A 26,460-nucleotide genomic window follows, 5' to 3' on the forward strand; every position below is an offset into this window, starting at 1 on the left:
AAGCAAGAGAAGGCTGGGCTAAACCGGGGAATCCGCGCCGTCGGTGCGGGCCGACGGCGCGACAGCGGCTAACGTCGATTCGTGCCTTCCGCCGATCACGACCTCGGACCGCAGCATCTGAGCGTTCCCGCCAAGACCGTGACCCGCGAGCCCCGCGACCGCTCGCCCGAACACGCCGAGCCCTCGCGCTTCATCCCGCACGTGCAGGGCCTGCGTGCGATCGCCGTGCTCTGCGTCGTGCTCTACCACTTCTGGCCGGGCCGGCTCACAGGCGGCTACATCGGCGTCGACATCTTCTTCGTGATCTCGGGCTTCCTCATCACCGCGCACCTCATGCGCGAGCTGACCGCGACGGGCACGGTGAAGCTGGGCCAGTTCTGGGCGCGCCGCGCACGACGTCTGCTCCCAGCATCGCTTCTGGTCCTGCTCTTCTGCGCGGTCGTCGTGATGTCGCCGTACCTCATGCCGACGTCGGCGCTGCCGAACGAGGTGCGCGAGATCCTCGCGTCGACGTTCTACGTCGAGAACTGGTACCTGGCGCTCAACTCGGCCGACTACCTCAACCACTCGGGCTCGCCCACCACGGTGCAGCACTACTGGTCGCTCTCGCTCGAAGAGCAGTTCTATGTGATGTGGCCGCTCATCATGCTGCTGGCCGCATGGATCGGCGTGAAGTTCTTCCGCGGTGCGCGACGCCGTGTCATCATCACGGCGCTCGGCATCGTGACCGTCGTCTCCTTCGCGTTCTGCGTCGTCTTCACGATCACGAACCCTGCGCCTGCGTACTTCGTCACGTTCGGCCGCATGTGGCAGTTCGGCGTGGGCGCCCTCATCGCGCTCGTCCCGATGCTGAGGGTCCGGGGCGCAGTCGGCAGTTTCGTCCTCGGCTGGGGCGGCATCCTTCTCCTGCTCTATGTCGCCTTCACGTTCGACGGTCAGACGCCGTTCCCCGGGTACATGGCGGCGTTGCCGACCCTCGGCGCAGCCGCCGTCATCGCAGCCGCGAACACCGAGCGCTGGTGGTACCCCACCCGCATCCTCGCGATCCGTCCGGCTCAGTTCGTCGGAGACATCTCGTATTCGCTGTATCTGTGGCACTGGCCGCTGATCGTCATCGCACCGTCGGTCCCGTTCTGGGGCCTGACGATCTACCACCGCGTCGCGCTGCTGGTGCTGTGCTTCGTGCTCGCGTGGCTCACGAAGCGGTTCGTCGAGGATCCCGCGCGCGGCTGGAAGGTGCTCACCTCGCGCCCCGCCCGAGTGACCCTGTGGTCCTCGCTCGCGGCGATGATCGTCGTCGGCCTGGTGGCCGCCTCCGCATGGTTCGTCAACGCGCCGTTGTACGGCCAGGGCACCCGCGACATCGCCGAGCTGCAGCAGAACCCGCCGGACTGCTTCGGGGCGGCATCGGTCCTCGACTCCTCCTGCGCGGACGCCGACTTCGGCGACACGATCCTGCCCGCTCCCGGTTTCGCGGGCATCGATCGGCCGGAGAACCCGGACTGCTTCGTGCAGCTCACCGACTCGCGACCCGTCTCGTGCACCTTCGGCTCGGATGATCCCGACGCCCCGCGTGTCGCGCTCATCGGCGACAGCCACGCCTACCAGCTGCTCTCGACGTTCCAGCGCATGGCAGACGAGAACGGTTGGCAGCTCGTGACCTGGTTCAAGGGCGCGTGTCCGTGGAACGCGACGCCGCTGTCGACGCCGGGGGCGTTCGGCGCAGCGTGCACCGAATGGCGCGAGCGCGTGCAGAATGCCATCGACGACGCCGATCTCGACGCCGTGTTCACCGCGGCGATCGCGACCACTCCGTACTCGGCCGCCGGCTACGACTCCTCGTACGACGCGGCCGTCGCCGGCTATCGCGACGCGTGGAGCACGGTCACCGAGCGCGGCATCCCCGTCATCACGGTCGTCGACAACCCGGTCTGGGAGACAGACCCGAACAAGTGCCTGCGCACGCACGACATGTCCGAGTGCGACGGCCCCCGATCGGACCTGCTGGTGGAGAACGATCCGCTTCGGGGTGCAGCATCCGGTCTCGACTCCGTCACGCTGCTCGACTTCACCGACGTGTTCTGCGGCGCCGACACATGCGCACCCGTCGTCGGCGGGGCGAACATCTACCGCGACCAGGACCACCTGACGGTCACCTTCGCCGATACGCTCGCCCCGTGGTACACCGAAGCCATCCAGACGGCCCTGGCGAATAGGGTCGCATCATGACGGTCGCACCCGGAGCATCGGTCCTCGTCGCAGCGGGCAGGACGCCCTCGCTCGATCCCACGTCGTTCATCGCCGCCGGTGCACGCGTCGTCGGGGGAGTGACCCTCGGCCCCGGCGCGAGCGTCTGGTACAACGCGGTGCTCCGCGCCGATGGCGACACCATCACGGTCGGCGCGAACAGCAACCTCCAGGACAACGTCTCGGTCCACGTCGACGCCGGAAAGCCCGTCGTGATCGGCGAGAACGTCTCGGTCGGCCACAACGCCGTCGTCCACGGGTGCACGATCGGCGACGGGTCGCTCATCGGCATGGGCGCGGTGGTGCTCAACGGCGCGAAGATCGGATCCGGATGCCTCGTGGCCGGTGGCGCAGTCGTGCTCGAGGGCTCGGAGATCCCGGACGGATCCCTCGTCGCCGGTGTGCCCGCGAAGGTGCGCCGAGAGCTCACCGCGGAGGAACGGGAGGGTCTGCTCCGCAACGCCGAGCACTACCTGGCGCACATCGACGAGCATCGCGACGCGACGCCCCTCGTCTGAGGCGGCGACGCGTCAGACGCGCGGCTGGGCGGGCGGGTGGTGCTTGCCGCGGTGCACCTCGTAGAGGCGCACATGGCCGGGCCACGCCGGGTCGTTCTCGATCGGCAGGTCGTCCATGAAATGACGGATCACATGGGCCAGCTGCCCAGGATGACTGAAGTTGATCGCGTGGGCGGCCCCCTCGAGCATCACGACGAGCACATGGCTGTCGGTCTGACTGGCGATCTCGTCGACGCGGTGCGCGTGGGGCAGGAGCGGGTCGCGCTGGCCCAGCACGACCAGAGTGGGGATGCGCATCTCGAGCAGCCGCTGCAGTGACGGGTACTGCGTGAGCGAGCGGAACATCTTCATCGTGCTCGGCACGCCGAAGCGCACGTAGTCGGGCACGGCGACACGCGCCATCTTCACCGGCTCACGCGGCGCATCCTGCGAGAGCTGCTTGATCGCCCGACGCAGCGGCTGGTTGAACAGTCCGCCCGCGGGGGAGACCAGCACCGCGCGGTCGATGCGCTCGGGGTAGCGGTGCGCGAACTCGATGATGACCGGGCAGCCCATCGAGTTGCCGACGAGCGTCGCCTTCTCAACCCCGCGGTCGTCGAAGAAGTCGACCGCGGCACGCGCGAGGTCGGGGATGTCGAGCATGTCCCTGCGCTTGCCGCTGCGTCCGAACCCGGGAAGGTCGGGGACATAGGTGTGGAACTCGTCGGCGAGCCGCTCGGCCGTCGGCAGCAGGTATCGGCCGGAAAGCCCGAACCCGTGCACGTGCGCCATGACGCGCTCGTCCTTGGTCGGATTCGGCGACTCCCGGTAGAAGACGTCGACGCCGTCGATGCGGGTCCACTTCTCGGCGAGTTCCGACGCAGGGCGCCGCGGGAGCTTGCGCTCGCCCGGCTCGGGAATCGGCTTACGGCTGCTCATCGCGGCTCCTGGAGGGCATGGAACAGTTCCACACTCAGTCTGCCGCGAGTGGGCGACCCGGGAACAGTAGGGCACGCGGGAGGGATCGCGCGATGTGAATGAAATACGCCCCTCCGCGGCGGCGCTCGGCCGGCCTCGGAAGGGCATTCGGAGGGGATGACGGGAATCGAACCCGCACCATCAGTTTGGAAGTTCTGACCGCCGCGCTCGGGGCGCGCCGCTGGATTTCGCCGATTATTATGTTGATCTGCATTTTACGCCCATTGGTGCCGCGCGCGCAGCGCACGTACGAGGCGCAGGGATACCTCTCGCGCGCCACGTTGTTGCACGTTATTGCACGACATACTCGGGAGAGACCCCTGCAGCGCGTCGAGAAGGCAATGCCCGTCGTCGTGGCCGATGCGCATCGTCGATGCCACCCCGATCGACCCTTGCGTATCTCCGTGTAGAGAGTGCTGACGCAATGGTCTGCCCCCTCACATGTACATAGACATCCTCTAGGGGTCACTCAGGCAAGAGCCTCTTCCGTCGGCTTCGGTTCGACCCGATTGACCACACGGACTGTCCCGATATGGAGAGCGCGCGACCGAGGACAGATGCTGGCTGCGTACAAGCCAGCAGAGTGACCACTGTTTCTCCCTCACGCGGGTCGGGCGGACTCACGCGGCTCAACGGCATTCCAGTGTGCATTCGGCTTGCGATGACTTTGAGAACCCTGAGGCGCTCTTCAGCCGGGCAGCGTGGGACATGCAGGAAACTTTCGGCGGCTGGTCCTAGGCTTAAGAGTGCGCTGTCCTGGGGGTCCGCGCGTTCTCTACGAAAGGCAACATTTTCGTGTCAATACGTGCGCGCCTGGCAATGGTCGCCGGCGCATCAGTTCTAGTGTCTCTGTTCGTCGCGGTGCAGCCCGCGTCAGCAGCGACTACGACCGCCTCGCAGCTTCCGGGGATGCTGAAGCAAACTGCTGAGACCACATCACCGGCGTACAACCGTGATCGGTTCGAGCACTGGATCGACGCTGACGGGGACGGGTGCAACACCCGCTACGAGGTGCTCATCGACGAGTCCACCACGCCTGTCACCGTCGGCTCCGGCTGCTCCCTCACCGGTGGGACGTGGGTATCCCCGTACGACGGTGTGACGGCAACGACCCCCGCGGGGATCGAGATCGACCACGTCGTCGCGCTCGCTGAAGCGTGGAGGTCCGGGGCGTTCGCGTGGACGGACGACCAGCGTCGCACGTTCGCTAACGACCTCGACGTGCCCTACGCCCTGACCGCGGCATCGACGGTGTCGAACCAGTCCAAGGGCGACAAGGATCCGGCGGAGTGGCTGCCGACCAACACGTCGTTCACGTGCGAGTACGTGACGTCATGGGCTCTCGTGAAGTACCGGTGGAGCCTCGCGGTTGATCCCGCGGAGTACGCTGCGCTGACAAACCTGTTGTCGGGTGACTGTGGCGCGGCGTCGATCACCCTGCCGACGGTGATGCCGATCACTCCGCCGGCGCCGTCGATCTCGTTTACGGATATCAGTGGGCACGTGTTCCAGAGCGAGATCACCTGGATGGCGAACAATGGCATCAGCCGCGGCTGGCAGGTTGGCCCGAGCACGTATGAGTTCCGCCCCCAGAATCAGATCCTCCGCGGCGAAATGGCGGCGTTCCTCTACCGTCTCGCCGGTCAGCCGGCGTACACCCCGCCCGTGTCGTCGCCGTTCATCGATGTGCCCACCACCCACGTGTTCTACAAGGAGATCTCGTGGCTGGCTTCGACCGGGATCTCGAAGGGGTGGGTGACGCCCAACGGCACCGAGTTCCGCGCCGAGTGGTCCACGACCCGAGAGGTCATGGCCGCGTTCCTTCACCGGTTCGAGGGGAGCCCCGCGTACGCGCCGAGTGGAGCCAGCCCGTTCCGTGACGTCCAGCCTGGCATCGTGTTCTACAACGAGATCCTGTGGCTCGCGGCACAGGGCATCTCGACTGGTTGGGACATGGGCTACGGGTGTCGTGACTACCGCCCCGCGCAGAACGTGCTCCGCTCCGAGATGGCGGCGTTCATCTACCGGATGGAGAACGGAGGCACCGCTCCACTCACGGGGAACACCTGCTCACCCCCGCCGTCCCCGCTCATCTCTGGCAATGTCACGGCCGGTGCGTTCTGCGCTCAGCAGTACTCGGGCTGGTACGGGTATACGTCCGGAGGAACACTGATGCAGTGCAAGACCTCGCCCACGGAGTCCCGACTCCGTTGGCGCTAGGGCACGGGCGCCCGACGCCGAGGCCGCGACAACACTTTCAGCGTCGTGGCTGCTCAGAGCCCGCTTGCTCTGGCGTACGATCTATGGAGTTTGGGAAAGACCGTGCATCGCTTGTTGGGAGACGCGGCCGGTCGCATTTCAGAACGAGGGGCGTTCATGTCTGCGCGATGGCTTTCTGTTGTAATTGGTTCAATGCTTGCGGTTCCACTCGTCGCGACCTACACGCTCTCGTCGCCTGCGGTACCGGCCGCCGCGTCGACGTTGGCACAACCAACGGAGGCGGCTGCGACTCTGGAGGCATTGGCCTTGCTCGATGCGAATGCGGACAACTTTGTGTTCACCTACGCTGGTGAGACTGCGACCGTCACAGGTTATCGGGGGTCTTCAAGCGATATCTCGATTCCTGAAGTCGTCTGGAAGGACGGCAACTCCTACACCGTGAGCGGCATCGCTGAGCGAGCATTCCAGTACAACGGAGGGACACTCTCGAGGAAGCTGACGAGTGTAGTGATCCCGGGGTCCGTGACGACAATCGGAGATAGCGCTTTTGCCTCGAACTCGCTGACGAGTGTGGGGATCCCCGGGTCCGTGACAGCGATCGGAGATGGCGCTTTTGCCTCGAACTCGCTGACGAATGTGGGGATCCCCGGGTCTGTGACAACGATCGGAGACTGGTCCTTCTATCAGAATTCTCTGACGAGTCTCGTGCTGCCGGATTCTCTTACCTCGGTGGGGATCTATGCGTTCGCCTCGAATTCCCTAAAGAATCTGATGATCCCCAACTCGTTGGTTACGATCGCGCAAGGATCCTTCTCCTCGAACGCGCTGACGACTGTAGCGATCCCCAACTCGGTAACGTCGATTGGAACCCACGCGTTCGCATCCAATGAGATTTGGAAGGTCGATGTTCCCGCCTCAGTAACTGCGATTGGGGATGGCGCATTCGCTTCGAACGCCATGACCAGGGTAACGATTCCGAACTCCGTTACATCCATCGGCACGTCGGCTTTTGAGGCGAATATGTTGTCGAGCGTCGATCTTCCTGATGCCTTGACAGCTGTCTCGGACAACGCATTCGGGTCGAATTCGTTGACCGCGGTAACGATACCCAGTTCGGTCTCTGTGATCGGTGCATCGGCTTTCGCCAGCAATGCGCTGCGGACCGTGGAGATCCCGGACTCGGTAACGACCGTGGGTGATGGCGCATTTGCCTTCAATCAGTTAGGCGGCCTTCAGATCCCCCGATCTGTCACGGAGATCGGTGACCTTGCCTTTTACGAGAATAACCTGACGCGTATCGTGATTCCGGACTCAGTGGCTTCGATCGGCCGAGGTGCATTTTTGCTAAACTCGCTGAGAAGCGTGGTTATCCCGGACTCCGTGACCACGATCGAGCCAGACTCGTTCGGGTGGAATGCGCTCACCCACGTAGACATACCCCACTCGGTTACATCGATTGGGGACAAAGCTTTTGATCACAACCCGTTGACCAGTGTAGTAATTCCGGTATCGGTGAGGAAGATCGGGGATGCCGCTTTCCGTGCGCCACTTGTCATCTTTCGGGGTGACGCGCCGATTATCAAGGAATTCGCCCCCGGGCAAAACTGGTACGGCTCGTTCGGTGATTCGGCATCTACCACCCTGTACATATCGCCCGACGCGGCCGGGTTTACCACACCACTTTGGAACGGGTACTCCACGGTTGTGGGCGACCCGGAGATTCCCACTCCGCCGGCGCCGTCGATCTCGTTTACGGATATCAGTGGGCACGTGTTCCAGAGCGAGATCACCTGGATGGCGAACAATGGCATCAGCCGCGGCTGGCAGGTTGGCCCGAGCACGTATGAGTTCCGCCCCCAGAATCAGATCCTCCGCGGCGAAATGGCGGCGTTCCTCTACCGTCTCGCCGGTCAGCCGGCGTACACCCCGCCCGTGTCGTCGCCGTTCATCGATGTGCCCACCACCCACGTGTTCTACAAGGAGATCTCGTGGCTGGCTTCGACCGGGATCTCGAAGGGGTGGGTGACGCCCAACGGCACCGAGTTCCGCGCCGAGTGGTCCACGACCCGAGAGGTCATGGCCGCGTTCCTTCACCGGTTCGAGGGGAGCCCCGCGTACGCGCCGAGTGGAGCCAGCCCGTTCCGTGACGTCCAGCCTGGCATCGTGTTCTACAACGAGATCCTGTGGCTCGCGGCACAGGGCATCTCGACTGGTTGGGACATGGGCTACGGGTGTCGTGACTACCGCCCCGCGCAGAACGTGCTCCGCTCCGAGATGGCGGCGTTCATCTACCGGATGGAGAACGGAGGCACCGCTCCACTCACGGGGAACACCTGCTCACCCCCGCGGAACTAGGCGGGCGACGTTCTGGCGGGCGTGGATTCCGTGGTACTCGAAGTCATCGCGGGCGTCTAAGCAGCATCCCGCGAGCGTGTTGGCGGCGATCCGGTCGCGGTAGGGATCAATGCCGAATGTCACTTGTTTTTTGCTCCCATGGGTAAATACCACGGACAGTGCTGTCACACCGGCCGGAATGCTCCCCAAAAAGGCGCCGCGGCCACCGCCGGTCGGCCGAGGCCTTCAGGAAGATGAGCCCGCAGCATCCGACAACGTAGCTTTGGTGCGGCCTGCGCGCGCTCTCGGGCATGTGGACAAGCCATGGGCGTGACCAGGTTGCGGCTCGATCCTCAGTCTCGCGCACGTTAGTAAGAGTCGTCAGTCTCAGGTAGCTCCGGTCTTCTTAACGCTCGACACGGTGTCCGGTGTGCACAGACGACACCGTGTCGACTCCCACGTGCGTCGCGGTGTCGGGTGTGGGAGGGGACATCATGACCGGTGTGTCGTCGCGGCTACTCGGGCCACGGCGTGCCGCGACCGGTTGGTATGACGTGACGAGCTTGCCGCGGATGACCATGGGTTCCCGGGTCGCGGCGACGGGGCTAACGGGGACCGGGCAGTCGAAGAGCCAGGGCAGGTAGTAGCGGTTCGGCAGCCGCCGTCCCGAGCGCGCGTCCCACCACATCGACCGCACGATGAGCCCGGCTTCCTCGAGCCTTGCGACAGCACGGGCGACGGTGCGCCCGGTGATCCCGGTGCGAGCTGCGATCTGGTCGACCGGTCGCCATGCATAAGGGCCTTCGATGCCGTACCAGTCGCAGATTTCGATGAGCACCGCCCGTAGCGCCCGCGCGGAGACACGCTCGCCTGGATCGGCACCGCGCACGCCGATTCGGCGCAGCCGCCTTTCCTCGCTCTTGTAGTCGATGCGGGGGTCGAGTCCACGCGCGCGCATGTTCGCCGCGTGCAGCTCCTCGGGCGCCGCCACCGCGATGTCGAGCATCGCGAAGCTGCGTGCCCACGCCGTCGCCTCTCGCGACGACGGCCAGGTACTCACGAGTCTCTCCCCACACCGGTGTTCTGAGAGGGCACCGACGCCGCTTCGCTCGACTCATCGAGGGGCGCGGCTGACAGTCGCGCCCGCTCGGCCAAAATCGCCGTGATCTTCGTCCGATGGGCGTCCAGGCGCTCCGGCGACATCGGCGGACCCGGGAAGACGACATTCCCGGCGCGGTCGATCACGCGCCCGTCGTCGCGCACGCCGCAGCCGCGATCGCACCAGCCCGAAATCTCGTCGAACTGGTGCGCGCGGCCACGGAAGCAGCCGTGCGCGTTCATCGCGCGTCTCCGGCATGGTTCACGATGGCGGACACGAGCGCGATTCGTTCCCGTCGTGAGAGCGCCGACGATGGCGGGTACGCCCACCGGAGACGTTCGCGTGTCTCGCGAGAACCGGGATCACGGAGAACGCTGTCCGGCAGGCTGGCGACGGCTGCCACCAGAGCATCGACGTTCATCGCGTCTGCCTCAGCGATGCGCAGTACGCCTCGACCTCGGACGGGTCGAACCGAAAGTGACGCCCCACCCGGAACGCGAGGAGGCGTCCGGCGCGGATCTCGGTCAGCACGAACGTGCGCGAACAGTTCAGCCGCCGGGCGACGTCGTCGACCTTGAGCCATTGCGCGGGACCGTCGTTCGGTCCGGCGTGGGAAACGGAACCAGTGTTGCGAGCCACGAGGGCACCGCCGTTCTGGGGACACCGGGCCAAAGAATCAGGTGGTCTCCCGACGATGAGCGCGCTAGCAGCGTGGGTATTACGTCGGCGGATGCACAAGAACCGGCCCGAGTCCCCGTTTGTGTGGGATGCTCGTCAGCCGCGGCGTCGCCGGGGCGCGCTCGGCTAGGCTCCTGCCGGGGCGCGGGGAGTCGTGCAGAGGATCCGTGGCGCGGGAGGGCCGAAGTCGTGGGACCAGGCAGGTGCCAGGTTTGCCAGCGCGGTGTACGCGGTTGCCTGTATGAGCACGTCGCGCACGGCCGCGATCGCGTCGACCACGTCGAAGTCGTCCACCGTCAACTCGGCGAGTTGCTCGCCCCGCGCATCCCGACCGAGCAGGCTCGTGGTGCGACGACGCTGCCGATCGAGCGGACTGCGCCGCGAACCGCGAAACGCGATCAGCCGCAACGTCTGGATGTCGTTGCCGCGGTAGAGCCCGCTCGTGGGCGGACCGTCCTCGGCGCGCGCCGCACGGTACCGTGCGGTTGCGGTCTCCGCGTGCGGCGTGCGTGCCATGGCTGCTCCGTGCGATCTACGCCGGGATGGACCTCAAACTCTCGTCCGGCGCGCTCGGCGTGTCAAGACTGCGGGACCCAATCGCGTGCGTCGCGACGCTCGGCGCGCGCGGCGTGCTCGGCGCGTCGCCGTACAGGTCGTTCAGCCGCGCGGCGAGGAGCTGATCGCGATCGGCGAAGACGTGCTGGTAGACGGCGGCGGCCGCCTGGGTGGCGTGGCCCAAGCGGCGCTGTACCTCGGGGACTGAGGCACCGGTGGTGTAGGCGAGCGTAGCGCCGGTGTGACGAAGGTCGTGCCAGGTGAGGTCCTCGCGGTCGATGCCGCGTCGGGCGCGGCGCATCAGCCGGGATGTGGTGGAGGTCGACTCCGGCGTCCCGGCCTCGGTCGTGAACACGAGTGCGTCGGGAAATGCGTCGGTGTAGTTCGCCATGTGGTTGCGCAGCTCGGCGAGGACGAACCCGGGCAGGTTTACCGTGCGGGCCGAACGTGCGGTCTTCGGCGAGCCGAATGACGGCGCGTGTCCGGGACGGATGAGCAGCGCGCGGGTGACGGTGACGGTGCCGTTGTCGAGATCGATGTGACGACGGGCGAGCCCGAACAGCTCCCCGTGTCGCAGCCCGGACCATGCGGCGAGCAGTACCGCGGCCCGGAGCCGTGCGGGAAACAGCTCCGCCAGTGCACGCACTTCATCGGGTGTGGCGACGCCGCGCTCGCGACGGCGCGGCGCCATTGTCCCGGTGACGGCGTGACAGGGATTGCGGTCGATCAGCTCCTGACGCACTGCCGAGTTCAGGATGGCGCGCAGCAGGTCGAAGGCGCGTTTCGCGGCAGTGCGCCCCGCCTGGTCGTCTGGCGATGCTGCCGGCTGAGCAGAGACGTCGGGGCTGCCCGCGCGCTGCCACGCATTGGTGAGGCTGGGGGAGAGGCGTCCGCTGTCGGCGACGTCGTAGCCGTTTGCACGGGCCCACGTCCGAGCCGGCTGGACTCGCCGCCCGCCACCGCGGCGGTCGGCGCTGCTGGCGCGGGCGGCGATCACCACCGTGGCGTACCAGCGTCCGATGAGCGCCGGGGTGAGCTCGGCGAGCGGGACGTCGGCGAGACGCACGCTGCGCTGGCCAGGCGCGTCGATCTGCGGCAGGATCCACCGGTCGAGAGAGTGCTGGTAGACATCCCGCGTCCGCGGCGCGAGATCGGGGCGCAGCGCCAGCCATTCGGCGGCGTAGTCGGCGAGCTTGCGCTGGCCGCGACGGTGATCGAACCAGTCGCCGCGCCAGCGGTCCGCGCTCTCGCAGTCCAGCCAGCGCTGCGCGGCGGTGCGGGAGGGGAACGTGACGGGCGCCTTGAACTTCTCGCCGTCGATGACGTACCACGCCTGGTAATTCCCGGAGGGGAGCTGGCGGATGGCGCCGAAACTGTGGCGTCGGCGTGGACGCCGGGGAGTGCTCGTGACCATGGAGAGGACCTTTCGTGCTGGCGTGATGTTGCACGCAGTTGCACGGAGGTCTGAACTCATCCGCAGATGGAGCTACGAAGCTTGATCAGGTTCCTCACCCTGATCAGGGGTTTCGTTAGCGAGGGGATGACGGGAATCGAACCCGCACCATCAGTTTGGAAGACTGAGGCTCTACCATTGAGCTACATCCCCGAGCGCCCGCGGACGGGCACCGACCAATCGTATTACATCGCGGAGGTCATCCCGTTCCGACCCGCGAGGGGGAACCTCCCGGGCGCGTCGGCTAGACTTCTCGGGGCCGAAAGGCGCACGCACGCGTGCGAACCCGCCCGGGGCGTAGCTCAGCTTGGTAGAGCGCCCGCTTTGGGAGCGGGAGGCCGCAGGTTCAAATCCTGTCGCCCCGACATCACGGCCATCGGAATTCCGAACCCAGACCTTCAACCGCCGCGGCCTCGCGCGGTCCGATAGAGGAGAAGTACAGGCATGGTGAACAGCACCGTCGAGAAGCTCAGCCCGACCCGGGTCAAGCTGCACATCACGGTCAGCCCCGACGAGCTCAAGCCGTCGATCAAGCACGCGTACGAGCACATCGCGCAGGACGTGCAGATCCCCGGCTTCCGCAAGGGCAAGGTGCCCGCGCCGATCATCGACCAGCGCATCGGCCGTGTCGCGGTGCTCGAGCACGCCGTCAGCGAGGGGCTCGACACCTTCTACCGCGAGGCCGCCGCGGCCCACGAGCTGCGCGTGCTCGGCCGCCCGTCGGCCGAGGTCACCGAGTGGCCGAACGAGAAGGACTTCTCGGGCGACCTCGAGGTCACCGTCGAGGTCGACGTGCGTCCCGAGTTCGACCTGCCGTCCTTCGAGGGCACGACCGTCGAGGTCGAGGCCGTCGAAGTCGACGAGGCCGCGATCGACGAGGAGCTGGACCGCCTCCGTGGCCGCTTCGGCACGCTCGTCACGGTCGACCGTCCCGCCGCCACGGGCGACTTCGTCGAGCTGGACCTCGTCGCCGCGATCGACGGCAACGAGATCGATCGCGCCGAGGGCGTCTCCTACGAGGTCGGCTCGGGCGAGCTCCTCGAGGGCATCGACGAGGCCATCGACTCGCTCACCGCCGGTGAGGACACCACCTTCCGCTCGAAGCTCGTCGGTGGCGACCACGCGGGCGAGGAGGCTGAGGTCTCGGTGACCGTCAAGGCGGTCAAGGAGCGTGAGCTTCCCGAGGCCGACGACGACTTCGCCCAGATCGCGAGCGAGTTCGACACCATCGCCGAACTGCGTGACAGCCTCAAGGAGCGCGTCGGCCAGCAGGGCGCCTTCACGCAGGGCTCCGCCGCGCGCGACAAGCTGATCGAGACGCTCCTCGAGCAGGTCGAGATCCCCGTCCCGCCGCAGCTCATCGAGGACGAGGTGCACAACCACCTCGAGGGCGAGGGCCGGCTCGAGGACGACGTCCACCGCGCCGAGGTCGCCGAGGCCAGCGAGAAGCAGTTCAAGACGCAGATGCTGCTCGACAAGATCGCCGAGTCCGTCGACGTGCAGGTCTCGCAGGACGAGCTCACGCAGTACCTCGTGCAGTCGGCCGCCCAGTACGGCATGGCTCCGCAGGACTTCGTGAACGCGCTGCAGGAGGGCAACCAGCTTCCCGCCATCATCGGCGAGGTCGCGCGCAACAAGGCTCTCGCCGTCGCACTGGGCAAGGTGAACGTCGTCGACACGAACGGCAAGCCCGTCGACCTCAGCGGCTTCGTCGCCACCGAGGACGAGGAAGAGGTCGTCGAGGAGGCGGAGGAGATCGCGGATGCCGCAGCCGACGCCGACGCCGTGATCGAGGCGGAAGAGGCCGAGGCGGCCGACAAGCCCGCCAAGAAGGCCCCCGCGCGCAAGCCCGCCGCGAAGAAGGCGGCCGCCGAGGACGACGCGTCCGCCGAGAAGGCCCCCGCCAAGAAGCCGGCCGCCAAGAAGCCGGCCGCGAAGAAGGCCCCGGCCAAGAAGGCGGCCGACGCCGAGTGACACTCGTCTCGGTCGGTTGACCGATTGACGGAAGAGGACGGATGCCGCAGCATCCGTCCTCTTCTGTCATGTGTGCGCTCTGCCCAGGGCGAACACGGGCGGGTCGTTCGCAAGGCGCCGGTAGATTCGATGGCGACCCAAGGAAACAGGAGTACACATGGCCGAACCACTTGTCGCGACCAGCGTCTTCGACCGGCTGTTGAAGGACCGCATCATCTGGCTGGGCTCGGAGGTGCGTGACGACAACGCCAACGAGATCTGCGCGAAGATCCTGCTTCTCGCCGCTGAGGACTCCGAGAAGGACATCTACCTCTACATCAACTCGCCCGGCGGCTCGATCACGGCCGGCATGGCGATCTACGACACGATGCAGTTCGTGCCCAACGACATCGTCACGGTCGGCATCGGCATGGCCGCCTCGATGGGCCAGCTCCTGCTCACGGCGGGCACCAAGGGCAAGCGCTACATCACGCCGAACGCCCGCGTCCTCCTGCACCAGCCGCACGGCGGCTTCGGCGGCACCGCGAGCGACATCCAGACGCAGGCGCAGCTCATCCTCGACATGAAGAAGCGCCTCGCCGAGATCACTGCCAAGCAGACGGGCAAGTCGGTCGAGCAGATCAACGCCGACGGTGACCGCGACCGCTGGTTCGGCGCCGAGGAGGCACTGGAGTACGGGTTCGTCGACCACATCCGCGAATCCGCGAGCGACGTCATCGGCGGCGGCGGCACCGCCGGCTCCTCGAACTGAACGACCCGAAGGCGAAAGAGAGAGAACCCCGAATGCAGACCCCCACCTTCGGCGGAGCGCCGATGGCGCCCCAGGGCCTCCAGATGCCCGGCAGCCGCTACATCCTGCCGCAGTTCGAGGAGCGCACCGCCTACGGCTACAAGCGTCAGGACCCGTACAACAAGCTGTTCGAGGACCGCGTCATCTTCCTGGGCGTCCAGGTCGACGATGCCTCGGCCGATGACGTCATGGCCCAGCTGCTCGTGCTCGAGTCGCAGGACCCCGACCGCGACATCATCATGTACATCAACTCGCCCGGCGGCTCGTTCACGGCGATGACCGCGATCTACGACACGATGCAGTACGTGTCGCCGCAGATCCAGACCGTCGTCCTCGGCCAGGCAGCATCCGCTGCGGCCGTGCTGCTCGCCGCCGGCGCACCCGGCAAGCGCCTGGCGCTGCCGAACGCGCGCATCCTGATCCACCAGCCCGCCGTCGGCGAGGCCGGCCATGGTCAGGCGTCGGACATCGAGATCCAGGCGGCCGAGATCCTGCGCATGCGCACCTGGCTCGAGGAGACGCTCGCGAAGCACTCGAACAAGACGCAGGCCGAGGTCAACAAGGACATCGATCGCGACAAGATCCTCTCCGCGGAGGAAGCGGTCACCTATGGCCTCGTCGACCAGGTGCTCACCACGCGCAAGCGCGGCCAGCAGGCCCTGACGAAGTAGTCGCTCCGCGTCGATCCACGCAGAGCTCACGCCCCGCCGCCCGGATGACCGGGCGGCGGGGCGCTCGCGTGGGCGGCCCTGGGTTCTCTCTCCGCGAACCCGGGTCGTCCACAACGTGCGTCGCAATGCCGCCGCATGTCGGCCTCAGCTATTAGGCTCGGAGAACAGCTGGGGGGCTTGCCCCCGACGTACGAGGAGGAGCGCATGGCACGCATCGGTGAGAGCGCCGACCTGTTCAAGTGCTCCTTCTGCGGCAAGAGCCAGAAGCAGGTCCAGCAGTTGATCGCCGGCCCCGGCGTCTACATCTGCGACGAGTGCGTCGAATTGTGCAACGAGATCATCGAAGAGCGTATGGCCGAGTCGTCGTCCGGTGTCGTCGCCGACTTCGACCTGCCGAAGCCCCGCGAGATCTTCGCGTTCCTCGAGGAGTACGTCGTCGGGCAGACCGACGCCAAGCGTGCCCTCTCGGTCGCCGTTTACAACCACTACAAGCGTGTGCGCGCGCACGGCACGATCCAGTCGGCCGAGCAGCGCGCCGACGAGATCGAGATCGCCAAGAGCAACATCCTGCTCCTCGGCCCCACCGGCTGCGGCAAGACCTATCTCGCGCAGACTCTCGCGAAGCGCCTCAACGTGCCGTTCGCCGTCGCTGATGCCACCGCGCTGACCGAGGCCGGCTACGTCGGCGAAGACGTCGAGAACATCCTCCTCAAGCTGCTGCAGGCCGCTGACTTCGACACGAAGCGCGCCGAGACCGGCATCATCTACATCGACGAGGTCGACAAGATCGCGCGCAAGGCCGAGAACCCCTCGATCACCCGCGACGTCTCGGGAGAGGGCGTGCAGCAGGCGCTGCTCAAGATCCTCGAGGGCACCGTGGCATCGGTTCCGCCACAGGGCGGCCGCAAGCATCCCCACCAGGAGTTCATCCAGATCGACACGACGAACGTGCTGTTCATCGTGGCCGGCGCGTTCGCGGGGCTGGAAGACATCATCTCCTCCCGCGTCGGCAAGCACGGCGTCGGCTTCGGCGCCTCGCTGCACCGCAAGGACGAAGACCTCAATCTCTTCGGCGACGTGCAGCCGGAGGACCTGCACAAGTTCGGCCTGATCCCCGAGTTCATCGGCCGGCTCCCCGTCGTCGCATCGGTTTCGTCGCTCGACCGCGAGGCCCTCATGGAGATCCTCACCGAGCCGAAGAATGCGCTCGTGAAGCAGTACCACCGCATGTTCGAACTCGACGGGGTCACCCTGGAGTTCGATCGCGAGGCCCTCGAAGCGATCGCCGACCTCGCGGTGGCGCGCAAGACCGGCGCGCGCGGACTTCGCGCGATCCTCGAGGACGTTCTCGGACCGATCATGTTCGAGATCCCGTCGACCGACGACGTCGACAAGGTCATCGTGACCCGTGCCGCCGTCGACGAGGGCGCGGCGCCGACTCTCGTGCTGCGGGAGAAGCGCAAGAGCGCCTGACCGGGGTTCCACGACCCCGGGAGTGCCGTACATGGCCGACGTCGTACCGGATCTCGAGGGCTTCTGCGGCGTCATCAGTGCGCGTCGCGGCCACGACGACGTGCTGGGCGAGTGGGCTGTCGGGCTCGCCGACCGGACCGCGGGTGCGCCGAACACACCCACGACGCGGTTCGGACTCGCGAGCGGTACGAAGACCTTCACCGCCCTCACCACGCTCTCGTTGATCGGCGACGGTCTGCTGCGTCAGGACACCCCCGCCCGTGAGATCCTCGAGGACGACCTGCCGCTCATCGCCGACGACGTGACCATCGAGCACCTGCTGAGCCACACGTCCGGCATCGGTGACTATCTCGATGAAGAGGTCGATGCGCTGGCGCCCCTGAGCCTGCCGGTGCAGCGTCTCGATTCCACGCCCGCCTACCTGCCGATGCTCGACGGCTTCCCGACGAAGTTCCGCGCAGGCGAACGGTTCTCCTACTGCAACGGCGGCTACGTCGTGCTCGCGATCATCGCCGAGCGCGTCTCGCGCACCCCTTTCGCGGACCTCGTGCGCACCCGCGTCTTCGACCCCGCCGGGATGACATCGACCGGCTTTCCGCGCTCCGATCTGCTCCCGCCAGGCACCGCCACGGGCTACAAGGACGACGGTCGCACCAACGTGTTCGAACTGCCGGTCGTCGGATCGGGCGATGGGGGAGCGCACTCCACCGTAGGCGATCTCCACCGGTTCTGGCTGGCGCTCCTGGCGGGGCGCATCGTCGATCCCTCGCTCGTGGCGCTCTTCACCGAGCGGGTCACCGCCGACGCCGGCGACGGGCTCGGCTACGGCCGCGGGGTGTGGCTCGATGGCGAGGATCTCGTCATCGTGGGCGGGGATCACGGCGTGGTGGCGGTGAGCCGGCACCACCCGCCGACGGGCACCACCGTCACCGGCCTCGCGAACGTGGAGGTGCCGACCTTCGTCCGTGTGCGCGAGTTGATGGGCGCGATCCGGGCGGCCGGTGTCGGAAGGGCCGACTAGCGTCGGGCCATGCCCACCGTTCGTCCCTTCTCGATCCACGTGCCCGACCCCGCACTCGCCGATCTGCAGGGGCGCCTCGATCGGTTCCGGCCTCTTCCGGAATCACCCCGGCGACCGCCGTCGGGGATGAACGCCGACTATCTCGCCACCCTCGTCCAGGCATGGCGCGACTGGGACTGGCGAGCACGCGAGGCGTGGCTGAACGGGCACGCTCAGTTCCTCGCCGACATCGGCGACGCCACGATCCACTTCGCGCATCTGCGCTCCGCACGCGACGACGCGCCCGCGCTGCTGGTGATGCACGGCTGGCCGCACACGTTCGCGCTCCAGCTCGACTTCGCGGATCTGCTGCCCGACTTCCATGTCGTGGTGCCGAGCTTCCCCGGTTTCGCGTACTCGTCCGCGTACGCCGAGGGCCCGATGACGGAGACCCGGCTCGCCGCGACGATGCACGGCCTCATGACGGAGGCGCTCGGCTACGAGACTTACCTGACTTACGGCGAGGACGTGTCCGCGAACGTCAACGACTTGATCGCGGGATCGTACCCGGAGGCGGTGACCGGTGTCGTCGTCACCCACTCGCACTTCCCGTCGATGGCCGAGCGCTCGCTGCTCACCGCCCCTGACGAGGTCGCCTTCTTCACACGCCTCGAGCAATGGGGCGGAACCAACGGCGCCTACGGGCATGTGCAGGCGACCCGGCCCGACACGCTTGCGGCCGCCCTCAACGATTCACCCGCGGGTCTGCTCGCCTGGCTGACAGAGAAGCTCGTCGAGTGGAGCGACACCCCGGCCGCAGACCCGCGCGCGGTCGAGCGGCGGATCTCACGCGACCGCATCCTCACCGAGGCGATGATCTACTGGACCACCCAGACCATCGGCACGTCGTTCCGCCCCTACTACGAGGGCGCCGACCAGCCTGACGAGATGCCGCCGGTCGTGGTTCCGGCATCCGTCCACATCCAACGCCACGAGGGGGACTACCCCGAATCGCTGGCGCGGCGCTTCTACCGCGACCTGCGCACCTTCGAGCGGCTCGACGAGGGCGGGCACTTCGCGATCGCCGAGGTGCCCGCCGTGATGGCCGAGCGGGTGCGCGCTTTCGCCCGCGAGCTCGACCTGCTGTGAACCTGGGTCAGCCCGCCAGTCCGCGGCGCTCGAGCAGCGGCTGGATCTCGGCATCGCGCCCGCGGAAGTCGCGGTAGGCCTCGAGCGGGTCCTTCGACCCGCCCACCCCGAGCAGCCGGCCGCGGAAGCGATCACCGTTCTCGCGACGGAGGCCGCCGTTCTCGCGGAACCACTCCACCGTGTCGGCGTCGAGCACCTCGCTCCAGATGTACGAGTAGTATCCGGCGCTGTAGCCGCCCGAGAACACGTGGGCGAAGTAGGTCGACGAGTAGCGGGTCGGCACGACCGCGTTGTCGAGCCCGATGTCGGACAGTGCGGCCGCCTCGAAGTCCGCGACGTCGATGTCCGCCGCGGCGCCGTCGACCGACAGCGAGTGCCACGCCTGGTCGAGCCATGCCGCCGCGAGATATTCGCTGGTCGCGAAGCCCTGGTTGAACGCCTCCGACGCGTGCAGCTTCTCCACGACCTCGGCGGGCAGCGGCTCGTCGGTGTCGATGTGGCGCGCATACGAGGCGAGGATCTCGGGCCAGTAGATCCACATCTCGTTGACCTGGCTCGGGAACTCGACGAAGTCGCGGTAGACGTTGGTCCCGGCGAAGTGCGGGTACGTCACGGTTGCGAACAGTCCGTGCAGGGCGTGTCCGAACTCGTGGAACAGCGTGGTCACCTCGTCGAGGCTGAGCAGCGTCGGCCGCCCTTCGGCGGGCTTCGGCACGTTCAGGTTGTTGACCACGATCGGCTGCGTGCCGCGCAGCCGCGACTGCAGCACGATCGAGTTCATCCATGCGCCGCCGCGCTTGGTGTCACGCGTGTAGAGGTCGAGGATGTACAGACCGAGCGGCGATCCGTCGGCGTTGTGGATCTCGAACACGCGGGTGTCGGGGTGATAGCCGCCGAGGTCTGCCCGCTCGGCGAACGTGACGCCGTACAGATCGGTGGCTGCCCGGAACACGCCGTCCTGGAGGACGCGCTCCGCCTCGAACCACGGACGCAGCGCGGCGCGGTCGAGGTCGTACTCGGCCGCGCGCACCTTCTCGGTGTAGAACGCCCAGTCGTGCGCCTCCAGAGCGAAGGGCTCCGGCTCGGCGTCGATGAGGGCCTGCAACTTGGCCTGCTCCCGCCGGGCGTTGCGGGCCGCGGGCGCGGCGAGCCGGCGCAGCAGGTCGTGGACCGCCGCGGGGGAGCCGGCGGTCTCGTCCGACGTGATGTACGCGGCGTGCGAGTCGTAGCCGAGAAGCGCCGCGCGCTCGGCGCGGAGGCGAACGATCTCGAGCAGGGTGGCACGGTTGTCGTGCTCGTTGCCGCGCGAGCCTCGGGAGCGGGATGCCGCGAGCAGGCGCGCCCGCGATCCGCGGTCCGTCAGGCTCGACAGATAGGGGTGCCCCGTGAAGAGGGTCAGTGTCACCACCCACTTGCCCTCGAGTCCGCGGTCCGCCGCGGCCTGCGCCGCTGCCGACAGTTCGCCCTCGGAGAGCCCGTCGAGCTCGGACGCGTCGTCGAAAACGATCGCGAGGTCATTGGTGTCGGCGAGGAGGTTCTTCTCGAACTGCGTGGTGAGGGTCGAAAGCCGCTGGTTCAGCTCTGTGAGGCGCTGCTTCGCAGGGTCGTCCAGTCCCGCCCCTGCGTGCGCCATCTCGGTGTGGTGGCGCACCACGAGATACCGCTGCTCGGGCGTCAGGTCGAGCTCGTCGAGCTGTTCGTGGATCGTCCTGATGCGCCAGAAGAGGTCCGAGTCGAGCTGGATCGAGTCCTGGTGCGCCGACATGAGGGGTGCGAGCTGCTCCTCGATCTCCTGGATCTCCGCCGTCGCGTCCGCCGAAGACACGGTGTAGAACGTGCGGGCGACGTCACCGAGAAGGCGGCCGCTCTCCTCCAGTGGCACCAGCGTGTTCTCGAACGTCGGCATCGAGCGCACACGGGTGATCGCCGCCACCTCCCGGGTGTGATCCGCGAACGCCTGCTCGAAAGCCGGAAGGTAGTGCTCGGGACGGATGGCTGCGTATTCGGGCAGACCGTACGGCAGCGTGCTGGGGGACAGGAGCGGGTTCTCGTTCGGCATGGCGTCCAGCCTAGTCACGCGGACCAGCTATGCCGAGACTCTTTTGCAAAGCTCCCCTTGCAAACGATCAGTTGCAAAGAGATAGTTGCAAAGTACTCTTTGCATCGCTAATCTGGGGTCATGGCAGAGAACGAGACACCTGAGACCGCGGATGCCGCCGCCCGCACCGAGGAGCGACACAACCAGGATCGTGTCCTCGACTCGGGGGCGCTCAGGGCCCTGGCGCACCCGTTGCGCGTGAAGATCTACGACATCCTCAGCCAGTACGGCCCGCAGACGGCGAGCTCGCTGGCGGAGCGGCTGGGGGAGTCCAGCGGTTCGACGAGCTACCACCTGCGCGCTCTCGCCAAGCAGGACCTCATCCGCGAGGCCGAAGACCGCGGCACCGGCCGCGAGCGGTGGTGGGAGCGTCCCGTCGGGGGCGTGTCGTTCGCCAACCCGGATGCGATGGCGACGCCCGCCGGTCGTGCGGCGACGCAGGTCGTGATGAACGAGTTCCTGCGCAACCGCAATGACCAACTGCTCGACTTCGTCAACCGCGGGATCGGCGGCGAGGACCAGATGTGGCAGGACGGCACGCTGATCTCGACCGCGACCGCACGCCTCACCCCCGAGCAGAGCAAAGACCTGGCGCTCAAGATCATGGCGCTCATCGACGAGACCGTCGACAACTACCGCAATCAGACAGGCGAGAACGTCCGCCCCGTCACCATCCGGGCCGATCTGTTCCCGCTCCCGCAAATAGGAGGACAGTCATGACCGCCATCACGGCAGACGAACTCGCGGCACGTGGGTTCCGGGCATCCGCCACCCGATTCGACCGCGCGCTGCTGCGCGCAGCATCCGCTCTCGACGCGTACGTCGTCGCACGCGTCGAGAAGCGAGACGACGCCGAGGAGCGTCGCGCACGGACCGCACAGGCCGCCGCGATCGGGGCTCGGCGCGAAGCCGAGGCGCGTGCAGCGATGGGACTGCTGCCGCGATGAGCGACAGCGTCGACACGGCCGAGCGGACCGGATCGCCGGCCGGGCGGGCACGCAGGGTCCCGCTCGGCCGCGATTTCGGAAAGCTGTGGACCGCGGCTGCGTTCAGCAACCTCGCGGACGGCCTCGGGCGCGTGGCGGTCCCGCTCATCGCCACCACCCTCACGCGTGATCCGCTCGCGATCTCGGCGATCTCCGCGCTGGCGTTCCTCCCGTGGCTCGTCTTCGGCCTGCCGGCCGGCATGCTCGTCGATCGCTTCGACCGCCGGTGGATCATGGCGATCGCCAACGGGATCCGCGGTCTCGCCGCGGTCGGGCTTGCCCTGCTCACCGTCTCAGGCGCGCTCGACATCTGGTGGCTGTTCGCCGGCGTGCTCGTCTTCGGTCTCGGCGAGACGCTGTTCGACAACGCGACGAACGCGATCGTGCCGGCCGTCGTCAAGCGGCCGGCACTGGATCGTGCCAACGGCTGGATGCAGGCCGCGCAGATCACGATCGACAGCTTCATCTCCTCGCCGATCGGCGGCGTGCTGTTCGCGATCTCGCTCGCGCTCCCGCTATGGGTGGGAGCTGCGGGCTACCTCATCCCGATCGTGCTCGCGGTGATGCTCCCGCTGTCAGCCGCTCGTCCACTGCACGATGCTCGCGCCACCTCGGTGCGGGCCGAGGCTGCGGTCGCAGCCGGCGACCCGCTGGCGGCCTCCGAAGAGGCTGCCCAGACGGACGCTGCCGCCACCGCCCGTCCCAACGTCTCGGCTCGGGACGCCTTCGTGTACCTCTGGAACCACAGGTTCCTCCGTTCGATGGTGATCTTCACCTCGATCGTCGGTTCGGCGTTCGCCTTCGCACAGGCACCGGTGTACCTGTACTTCCTGGACGTGCAGCACGTCCCGGCGGCCGCGATCGGCGTGGTCACCGCCGGGATCGGGCTCGGCGGACTCGCGGGTTCGCTGGTGGCCTCGTCGCTCGTCGCGAAGTTCGGCCGCGGCCCGGTGATGCTCGGCGCGAACATCGTCGCGGCTGTCAGCCTCGCGGCGGTGTGGGCGGCCCCCGAGGCGATCACGGGAACCATCGCGTACGGGCTCATGGCCGCGGCCGTCTCCGTGTGGAACGTGCCGTGGGGCGCGCTGCGTCAGACGATCGTGCCGGGCCGCATCTTCGGTCGCGTGCTCGGAATCACGCGCACCTTCACGTGGGGCATCTTCCCGTTCGCGACGCTTCTCGGCGGCTGGGTGGCTCGCATCGATCTGCGGCTGCCGTTCCTCATCGCCGCGGGCGTCACGCTCGTCGCGACCCTGTTCGCCATCCGGCGGCTCCTCTCGGCGTCGCATCACGACGCACCGGAGGAGTGAGCCCGAGGCTCAGGCGAAGCCGTCGTCCGGATCGTGCCGGACGACGGCTTCGCCGTCGGCGTCCAGCGACACGATCACGCCCGTGTCGAGCTCCGCGATCGGCTTGCCCTCCAGCCACGTGAGCGTCCAGCGCGGACGCGGCTGACCGAGCTGGTCGGCGCGGATCGTCTCATCGACGGAGCGGATGCCGCGCACCAGCGCGTCCGGGACGGCCTTCGGCGGTTCGTCGCCGGAGGTCCAGCGTGTTCCGAGCTGCATGTCACGCCTCCTGAGGAGCGAGTTCGACGCCCTCGATGACGAGCTCTTCCGAGCCGTCGAGCAGTTCCAGCGTCTCGATGCGTCCCACGGCCCGCAGGTCGCCCTCCGCGAGTCGCAGGTTCGCGATCGTGAGGTCGTCGGCGCGAAGCGTGAGCGAAGCCACGGCGGTCTTCTGCGAGGCCTTCGCCTCCGTCTTCGCGCGCCGGATGCCGATCAGCGCCGCGCTGACCGCCGTGAGCACGGCGGGGTCGCCCCACTCCTCTTCGGGCGCCACCGGCCAGTCGGCCGTGTGCACCGAGCCGTCGTTGAACCACGACCAGGCCTCTTCGGTCGCGAACGCCAGCACCGGGGCCAGCAGGCGCAGAAGCGCCGACATCGCGGTCCGCAGCGCGAGCGCGGCGGATGCCTGCCCGGCGTCGGTCTGGTTGTACGCGCGCTCCTTGACGAGCTCGAGGTAGTCGTCGCAGAACGTCCAGAAGAAGGACTCCGTGAGCTCGAGCGCGCGAGCGTGGTCGTAGTTGTCGAGCGCCTTCGTCGCGTCGCGCACCACGCCGTGAAGGGTGGCGAGCATCGACGCGTCGAGCGCATGAGTGACCTCGGCGCCCTCGGGCACGGGGAACGACAGCACGAACTTCGCCGCGTTGAGCACCTTGATCGCGAGGCGACGGCCGATCTTCACCTGCGTCGGGTTCTGAGGGTCGAACGCCGCGTCGGTGCCGAGGCGGCTCGACGCCGCCCAGTACCGCACGGCGTCCGAGCCGTGCTGCGACAGGATGTCGGCGGGCGTCACGACATTGCCCTTCGACTTCGACATCTTCTTGCGGTCGGGGTCGACGATGAAGCCCGAGATCGCGGCATCCGTCCACGGCGCGCGGTCGTCCTCGAGGGCGCTGCGCAGCATCGTCGAGAACAGCCAGGTGCGGATGATGTCCTGACCCTGCGGGCGCATGTCGAACGGGGCCACGAGGCTCCAGAGCTGCGGATCACGATCCCAGCCGCCGGCGAGCTGCGGGGTGAGCGAGGAGGTCGCCCACGTGTCGAAGATGTCGTTCTCGCCCTCGAAGCCGCCGGGGACGCCGCGCTGGTCGGCGGTGTAGCCGGCGGGCACATCGGTCGACGGGTCGATCGGGAGCGACGCGTGGTCGGGGGTGAGCACGCGGTCGTAGTCCCGCTCGCCGTTCTCGTCGAGCGCGTACCAGACGGGGATCGGCACGCCGAAGAAGCGCTGGCGCGACACCAGCCAGTCGCCCGTGAGGCCGTTGGTCCAGTTCTCGTACCGCACCCGCATGAAGTCGGGGTGCCACGACATGTCCTTGCCGAGCGCGATGAGCTTGTCACGCAGCGACTCGTCGCGAGCGCCGTTGCGGATGTACCACTGACGCGTCGAGACGATCTCCATCGGGCGATCGCCCTTCTCGTAGAACTTCACGACGTGGGTGAACGGCTTCGGGTCGCCGATCAGCTCGCCGGACTCCTGCAGCAGCTCGACGATGCGCTTCTTGGCGCTGAACACCGTCTTGCCTGCGAGCTCCGCGTACGCCGCCTGTCCGGCATCCGTCGCGATCGCCTCGGGCGCCTCCGACACGACACGGCCGTCGAGGCCGAGGATGGTGCGGTTCGGCAGATCCAGCTCGCGCCACCAGATGATGTCGGTCACGTCGCCGAAGGTGCAGATCATGGCGATGCCCGAGCCCTTGTCGGGCTGAGCGAGCGGGTGCGCGAGCACAGGCACCTCGACGTCGAACAGGGGCGTGCGCACGGTCGAGCCGAAGAGAGGCTGGTAGCGCTCGTCGTCGGGGTGTGCGACCAGCGCGACGCACGCGGGCAGCAGCTCGGGGCGAGTGGTCTCGATGTGGACGTCTCCGGCGCCGTCGGTGCGGTGGAAAGCGACGCGGTGGAAGGCGGCGGGCTGCTCACGCTCTTCGAGCTCGGCCTGCGCGATGGCGGTGCGGAAGTCGATGTCCCACATGGTGGGGGCGAGATCCTGGTAGGCCTCCCCGCGCTCGAGGTTGCGCAGGAACGCGCGCTGGCTGGTGCGGATCGTGTCGTCGGAGATCGTGCGATACGTCTGGGTCCAGTCGACGCTGAGGCCGAGCTGGCGGAAGAGCGCCTCGAAGTGCTTCTCGTCCTCGACGGTGAGCTTCTCGCACAGCTCGATGAAGTTGCGGCGGCTGACAGGCACCTGGTCGGCGGCGCGACTGGACTTGTTGTCGCCGCCTTCGAACGGCGGCGTGAAGTCCGCGTCGTAGGGCAGCGACGGGTCGCAGCGCACCCCGTAGTAGTTCTGCACACGGCGTTCGGTGGGAAGTCCGTTGTCGTCCCAGCCCATCGGGTAGAACACGGTCTTGCCCCGCATGCGCTCGTAGCGCACCTTGAGGTCGGTGTGCGTGAACGAGAACACGTGCCCGATGTGCAGGCTCCCGGACGCCGTCGGCGGGGGAGTGTCGACCGAGTACACGCCGGCGCGGCCGACCTGCGCGGCACGGGCGCGGTCGAACAGGTAAGTGCCCTGCCCGGACCACGCGGCATCCCACTTCTCCTCGAGGCCCTCCAGCGCGGGCTTGTCCGGGATCTGACCCTGTGCGGGGCGGGCGTCGGTCATGGCGTCTCCTCGAGCGATATGTGCGGCACCGTGTGTGCGTGCCTGAGTGTGGGATGTCGCACGATTCTACCCGGGTGTGGATCCACCG

The 26,460-nt window shown here is 67.4% G+C and carries 22 protein-coding genes and 2 tRNA genes; 14 read left to right on the forward strand and 10 right to left on the reverse strand.

Translation table 11 applies throughout. The features are described 5' to 3' along the window. The first annotated feature begins 81 nt into the window (after positions 1–81). Complete coding sequence (locus tag J2Y46_RS13215; RefSeq protein WP_045302779.1) at positions 82–2,229, forward strand: acyltransferase family protein; 2,148 nt, start codon at positions 82–84, stop codon at positions 2,227–2,229. Further along, a complete protein-coding gene (locus J2Y46_RS13220; protein ID WP_045302777.1) occupies positions 2,226–2,765 on the forward strand; it encodes a gamma carbonic anhydrase family protein in 540 nt (179 codons plus the stop codon). The genes J2Y46_RS13215 and J2Y46_RS13220 overlap by 4 nt, the downstream gene beginning before the upstream one ends. A 12-nt stretch (positions 2,766–2,777) precedes the next feature. Here the strand turns inward: J2Y46_RS13220 and J2Y46_RS13225 are convergent, their stop codons facing one another. Beyond that, positions 2,778–3,683 (reverse strand): alpha/beta fold hydrolase, encoded by a 906-nt coding sequence (locus J2Y46_RS13225; protein WP_310242859.1) that lies wholly within the window; start codon positions 3,681–3,683, stop codon positions 2,778–2,780. 948 nt (positions 3,684–4,631) lie between these two features. On the opposite strand from J2Y46_RS13225, the gene J2Y46_RS13230 reads away from it, so the two are divergent. Both J2Y46_RS13230 and J2Y46_RS13235 read left to right on the forward strand, forming a co-directional pair. After that, a complete protein-coding gene (locus tag J2Y46_RS13230; protein WP_310242860.1) occupies positions 4,632–5,942 on the forward strand; it encodes an S-layer homology domain-containing protein in 1,311 nt (436 codons plus the stop codon). Between the two features lie 156 nt (positions 5,943–6,098). Beyond that, positions 6,099–8,297, forward strand: a complete 2,199-nt coding sequence (locus J2Y46_RS13235; protein WP_310242862.1) for a leucine-rich repeat protein — start codon at positions 6,099–6,101, stop codon at positions 8,295–8,297. A 385-nt stretch (positions 8,298–8,682) separates the two neighbouring features. Here J2Y46_RS13235 and J2Y46_RS13240 read toward each other — a convergent pair whose 3' ends face one another. The 6 genes from J2Y46_RS13240 to J2Y46_RS13260 all read right to left on the reverse strand — a co-directional run bounded on the left by J2Y46_RS13240 (position 8,683) and on the right by J2Y46_RS13260 (position 12,214). Beyond that, positions 8,683–9,336, reverse strand: coding sequence for a helix-turn-helix domain-containing protein (locus J2Y46_RS13240; protein ID WP_310242864.1), 654 nt, complete (start codon positions 9,334–9,336; stop codon positions 8,683–8,685). After that, entirely contained in the window at positions 9,333–9,617 is a 285-nt protein-coding gene (locus J2Y46_RS13245) for a hypothetical protein (RefSeq protein WP_310242865.1), read from the reverse strand. Before J2Y46_RS13245 ends, J2Y46_RS13240 begins: the two co-directional genes overlap by 4 nt. Before the next feature lie 175 nt (positions 9,618–9,792). Continuing rightward, the gene (locus J2Y46_RS20700) at positions 9,793–10,014 is read right to left on the reverse strand and encodes a helix-turn-helix domain-containing protein (RefSeq protein ID WP_396653189.1); all 222 of its coding nucleotides are present in this window, start codon (positions 10,012–10,014) and stop codon (positions 9,793–9,795) included. Positions 10,015–10,179: 165 nt separating this feature from the next. After that, positions 10,180–10,569 (reverse strand): hypothetical protein, encoded by a 390-nt coding sequence (locus J2Y46_RS13250; RefSeq protein WP_310242867.1) that lies wholly within the window; start codon positions 10,567–10,569, stop codon positions 10,180–10,182. A gap of 16 nt (positions 10,570–10,585) precedes the next feature. Beyond that, positions 10,586–12,022 (reverse strand): tyrosine-type recombinase/integrase, encoded by a 1,437-nt coding sequence (locus J2Y46_RS13255; RefSeq protein ID WP_310242869.1) that lies wholly within the window; start codon positions 12,020–12,022, stop codon positions 10,586–10,588. A 121-nt stretch (positions 12,023–12,143) separates the two neighbouring features. Next, positions 12,144–12,214: transfer RNA gene (locus J2Y46_RS13260), tRNA-Gly, on the reverse strand. A 138-nt stretch (positions 12,215–12,352) separates the two neighbouring features. Between J2Y46_RS13260 and J2Y46_RS13265 the strand changes: the two genes are divergently transcribed. From J2Y46_RS13265 to J2Y46_RS13295, 7 genes are all read left to right on the forward strand, one after another. Then, positions 12,353–12,426 (forward strand) — tRNA-Pro (locus J2Y46_RS13265). 82 nt (positions 12,427–12,508) lie between these two features. Further along, a complete protein-coding gene (tig, locus tag J2Y46_RS13270) occupies positions 12,509–14,035 on the forward strand; it encodes a trigger factor (RefSeq protein ID WP_310243072.1) in 1,527 nt (508 codons plus the stop codon). Between the two features lie 157 nt (positions 14,036–14,192). Further along, on the forward strand, positions 14,193–14,786 hold the full coding sequence (locus J2Y46_RS13275) for an ATP-dependent Clp protease proteolytic subunit (RefSeq protein ID WP_045302773.1): 594 nt from the start codon (positions 14,193–14,195) through the stop codon (positions 14,784–14,786). 32 nt (positions 14,787–14,818) lie between these two features. Further along, positions 14,819–15,496: an ATP-dependent Clp protease proteolytic subunit gene (locus J2Y46_RS13280; RefSeq protein WP_045302771.1), complete on the forward strand. Its 678-nt coding sequence runs from the start codon at positions 14,819–14,821 to the stop codon at positions 15,494–15,496. A 204-nt stretch (positions 15,497–15,700) separates the two neighbouring features. Beyond that, on the forward strand, positions 15,701–16,969 hold the full coding sequence (gene clpX, locus J2Y46_RS13285; protein ID WP_045302769.1) for an ATP-dependent Clp protease ATP-binding subunit ClpX: 1,269 nt from the start codon (positions 15,701–15,703) through the stop codon (positions 16,967–16,969). 31 nt (positions 16,970–17,000) lie between these two features. Then, a complete protein-coding gene (locus J2Y46_RS13290; protein ID WP_045302767.1) occupies positions 17,001–17,990 on the forward strand; it encodes a serine hydrolase in 990 nt (329 codons plus the stop codon). Positions 17,991–17,999: 9 nt separating this feature from the next. Continuing rightward, positions 18,000–19,118: an epoxide hydrolase gene (locus J2Y46_RS13295; RefSeq protein WP_310242872.1), complete on the forward strand. Its 1,119-nt coding sequence runs from the start codon at positions 18,000–18,002 to the stop codon at positions 19,116–19,118. A 7-nt stretch (positions 19,119–19,125) separates the two neighbouring features. Here J2Y46_RS13295 and J2Y46_RS13300 read toward each other — a convergent pair whose 3' ends face one another. Beyond that, entirely contained in the window at positions 19,126–21,177 is a 2,052-nt protein-coding gene (locus tag J2Y46_RS13300) for a M3 family metallopeptidase (RefSeq protein WP_310242874.1), read from the reverse strand. A gap of 120 nt (positions 21,178–21,297) precedes the next feature. Between J2Y46_RS13300 and J2Y46_RS13305 the strand changes: the two genes are divergently transcribed. Genes J2Y46_RS13305 through J2Y46_RS13315 form a run of 3 tightly spaced genes read left to right on the forward strand, consistent with a single transcriptional unit; the run spans position 21,298 to position 23,512 of the window. After that, positions 21,298–21,936, forward strand: a complete 639-nt coding sequence (locus J2Y46_RS13305; protein ID WP_082496912.1) for a transcriptional regulator — start codon at positions 21,298–21,300, stop codon at positions 21,934–21,936. After that, entirely contained in the window at positions 21,933–22,163 is a 231-nt protein-coding gene (locus J2Y46_RS13310) for a hypothetical protein (protein ID WP_045302761.1), read from the forward strand. The genes J2Y46_RS13305 and J2Y46_RS13310 overlap by 4 nt, the downstream gene beginning before the upstream one ends. After that, positions 22,160–23,512 (forward strand): MFS transporter, encoded by a 1,353-nt coding sequence (locus tag J2Y46_RS13315; protein WP_310242878.1) that lies wholly within the window; start codon positions 22,160–22,162, stop codon positions 23,510–23,512. Before J2Y46_RS13310 ends, J2Y46_RS13315 begins: the two co-directional genes overlap by 4 nt. Before the next feature lie 9 nt (positions 23,513–23,521). On the opposite strand, the gene J2Y46_RS13320 is transcribed toward J2Y46_RS13315, so the two are convergent. Both J2Y46_RS13320 and valS read right to left on the reverse strand, forming a co-directional pair. Beyond that, positions 23,522–23,770, reverse strand: a complete 249-nt coding sequence (locus J2Y46_RS13320; RefSeq protein WP_310242880.1) for a hypothetical protein — start codon at positions 23,768–23,770, stop codon at positions 23,522–23,524. Position 23,771: 1 nt separating this feature from the next. Then, complete coding sequence (gene valS / locus J2Y46_RS13325) at positions 23,772–26,372, reverse strand: valine--tRNA ligase (protein ID WP_310242882.1); 2,601 nt, start codon at positions 26,370–26,372, stop codon at positions 23,772–23,774. Positions 26,373–26,460 lie beyond the last annotated feature (88 nt).

The organism is Microbacterium sp. BE35 (assembly GCF_031457705.1).
GTDB classification, from domain to species: domain Bacteria; phylum Actinomycetota; class Actinomycetes; order Actinomycetales; family Microbacteriaceae; genus Microbacterium; species Microbacterium trichothecenolyticum.

Bases quoted from the DNA above. Each gene is read 5' to 3' on its own strand.
- J2Y46_RS13220 (WP_045302777.1), top strand. From the start codon at position 2,226: ATGACGGTCGCACCCGGAGCATCGGTCCTCGTCGCAGCGGGCAGGACG.
- J2Y46_RS13225 (WP_310242859.1), bottom strand. From the start codon at position 3,683: ATGAGCAGCCGTAAGCCGATTCCCGAGCCGGGCGAGCGCAAGCTCCCG.
- J2Y46_RS13230 (WP_310242860.1), top strand. From the start codon at position 4,632: ATGCTGAAGCAAACTGCTGAGACCACATCACCGGCGTACAACCGTGAT.
- J2Y46_RS13235 (WP_310242862.1), top strand. From the start codon at position 6,099: ATGTCTGCGCGATGGCTTTCTGTTGTAATTGGTTCAATGCTTGCGGTT.
- J2Y46_RS13245 (WP_310242865.1), bottom strand. From the start codon at position 9,617: ATGAACGCGCACGGCTGCTTCCGTGGCCGCGCGCACCAGTTCGACGAG.
- J2Y46_RS13250 (WP_310242867.1), bottom strand. From the start codon at position 10,569: ATGGCACGCACGCCGCACGCGGAGACCGCAACCGCACGGTACCGTGCG.
- J2Y46_RS13255 (WP_310242869.1), bottom strand. From the start codon at position 12,022: ATGGTCACGAGCACTCCCCGGCGTCCACGCCGACGCCACAGTTTCGGC.
- J2Y46_RS13275 (WP_045302773.1), top strand. From the start codon at position 14,193: ATGGCCGAACCACTTGTCGCGACCAGCGTCTTCGACCGGCTGTTGAAG.
- J2Y46_RS13280 (WP_045302771.1), top strand. From the start codon at position 14,819: ATGCAGACCCCCACCTTCGGCGGAGCGCCGATGGCGCCCCAGGGCCTC.
- clpX (WP_045302769.1), top strand. From the start codon at position 15,701: ATGGCACGCATCGGTGAGAGCGCCGACCTGTTCAAGTGCTCCTTCTGC.
- J2Y46_RS13290 (WP_045302767.1), top strand. From the start codon at position 17,001: ATGGCCGACGTCGTACCGGATCTCGAGGGCTTCTGCGGCGTCATCAGT.
- J2Y46_RS13295 (WP_310242872.1), top strand. From the start codon at position 18,000: ATGCCCACCGTTCGTCCCTTCTCGATCCACGTGCCCGACCCCGCACTC.
- J2Y46_RS13300 (WP_310242874.1), bottom strand. From the start codon at position 21,177: ATGCCGAACGAGAACCCGCTCCTGTCCCCCAGCACGCTGCCGTACGGT.
- J2Y46_RS13305 (WP_082496912.1), top strand. From the start codon at position 21,298: ATGGCAGAGAACGAGACACCTGAGACCGCGGATGCCGCCGCCCGCACC.
- J2Y46_RS13310 (WP_045302761.1), top strand. From the start codon at position 21,933: ATGACCGCCATCACGGCAGACGAACTCGCGGCACGTGGGTTCCGGGCA.
- J2Y46_RS13315 (WP_310242878.1), top strand. From the start codon at position 22,160: ATGAGCGACAGCGTCGACACGGCCGAGCGGACCGGATCGCCGGCCGGG.
- J2Y46_RS13320 (WP_310242880.1), bottom strand. From the start codon at position 23,770: ATGCAGCTCGGAACACGCTGGACCTCCGGCGACGAACCGCCGAAGGCC.
- valS (WP_310242882.1), bottom strand. From the start codon at position 26,372: ATGACCGACGCCCGCCCCGCACAGGGTCAGATCCCGGACAAGCCCGCG.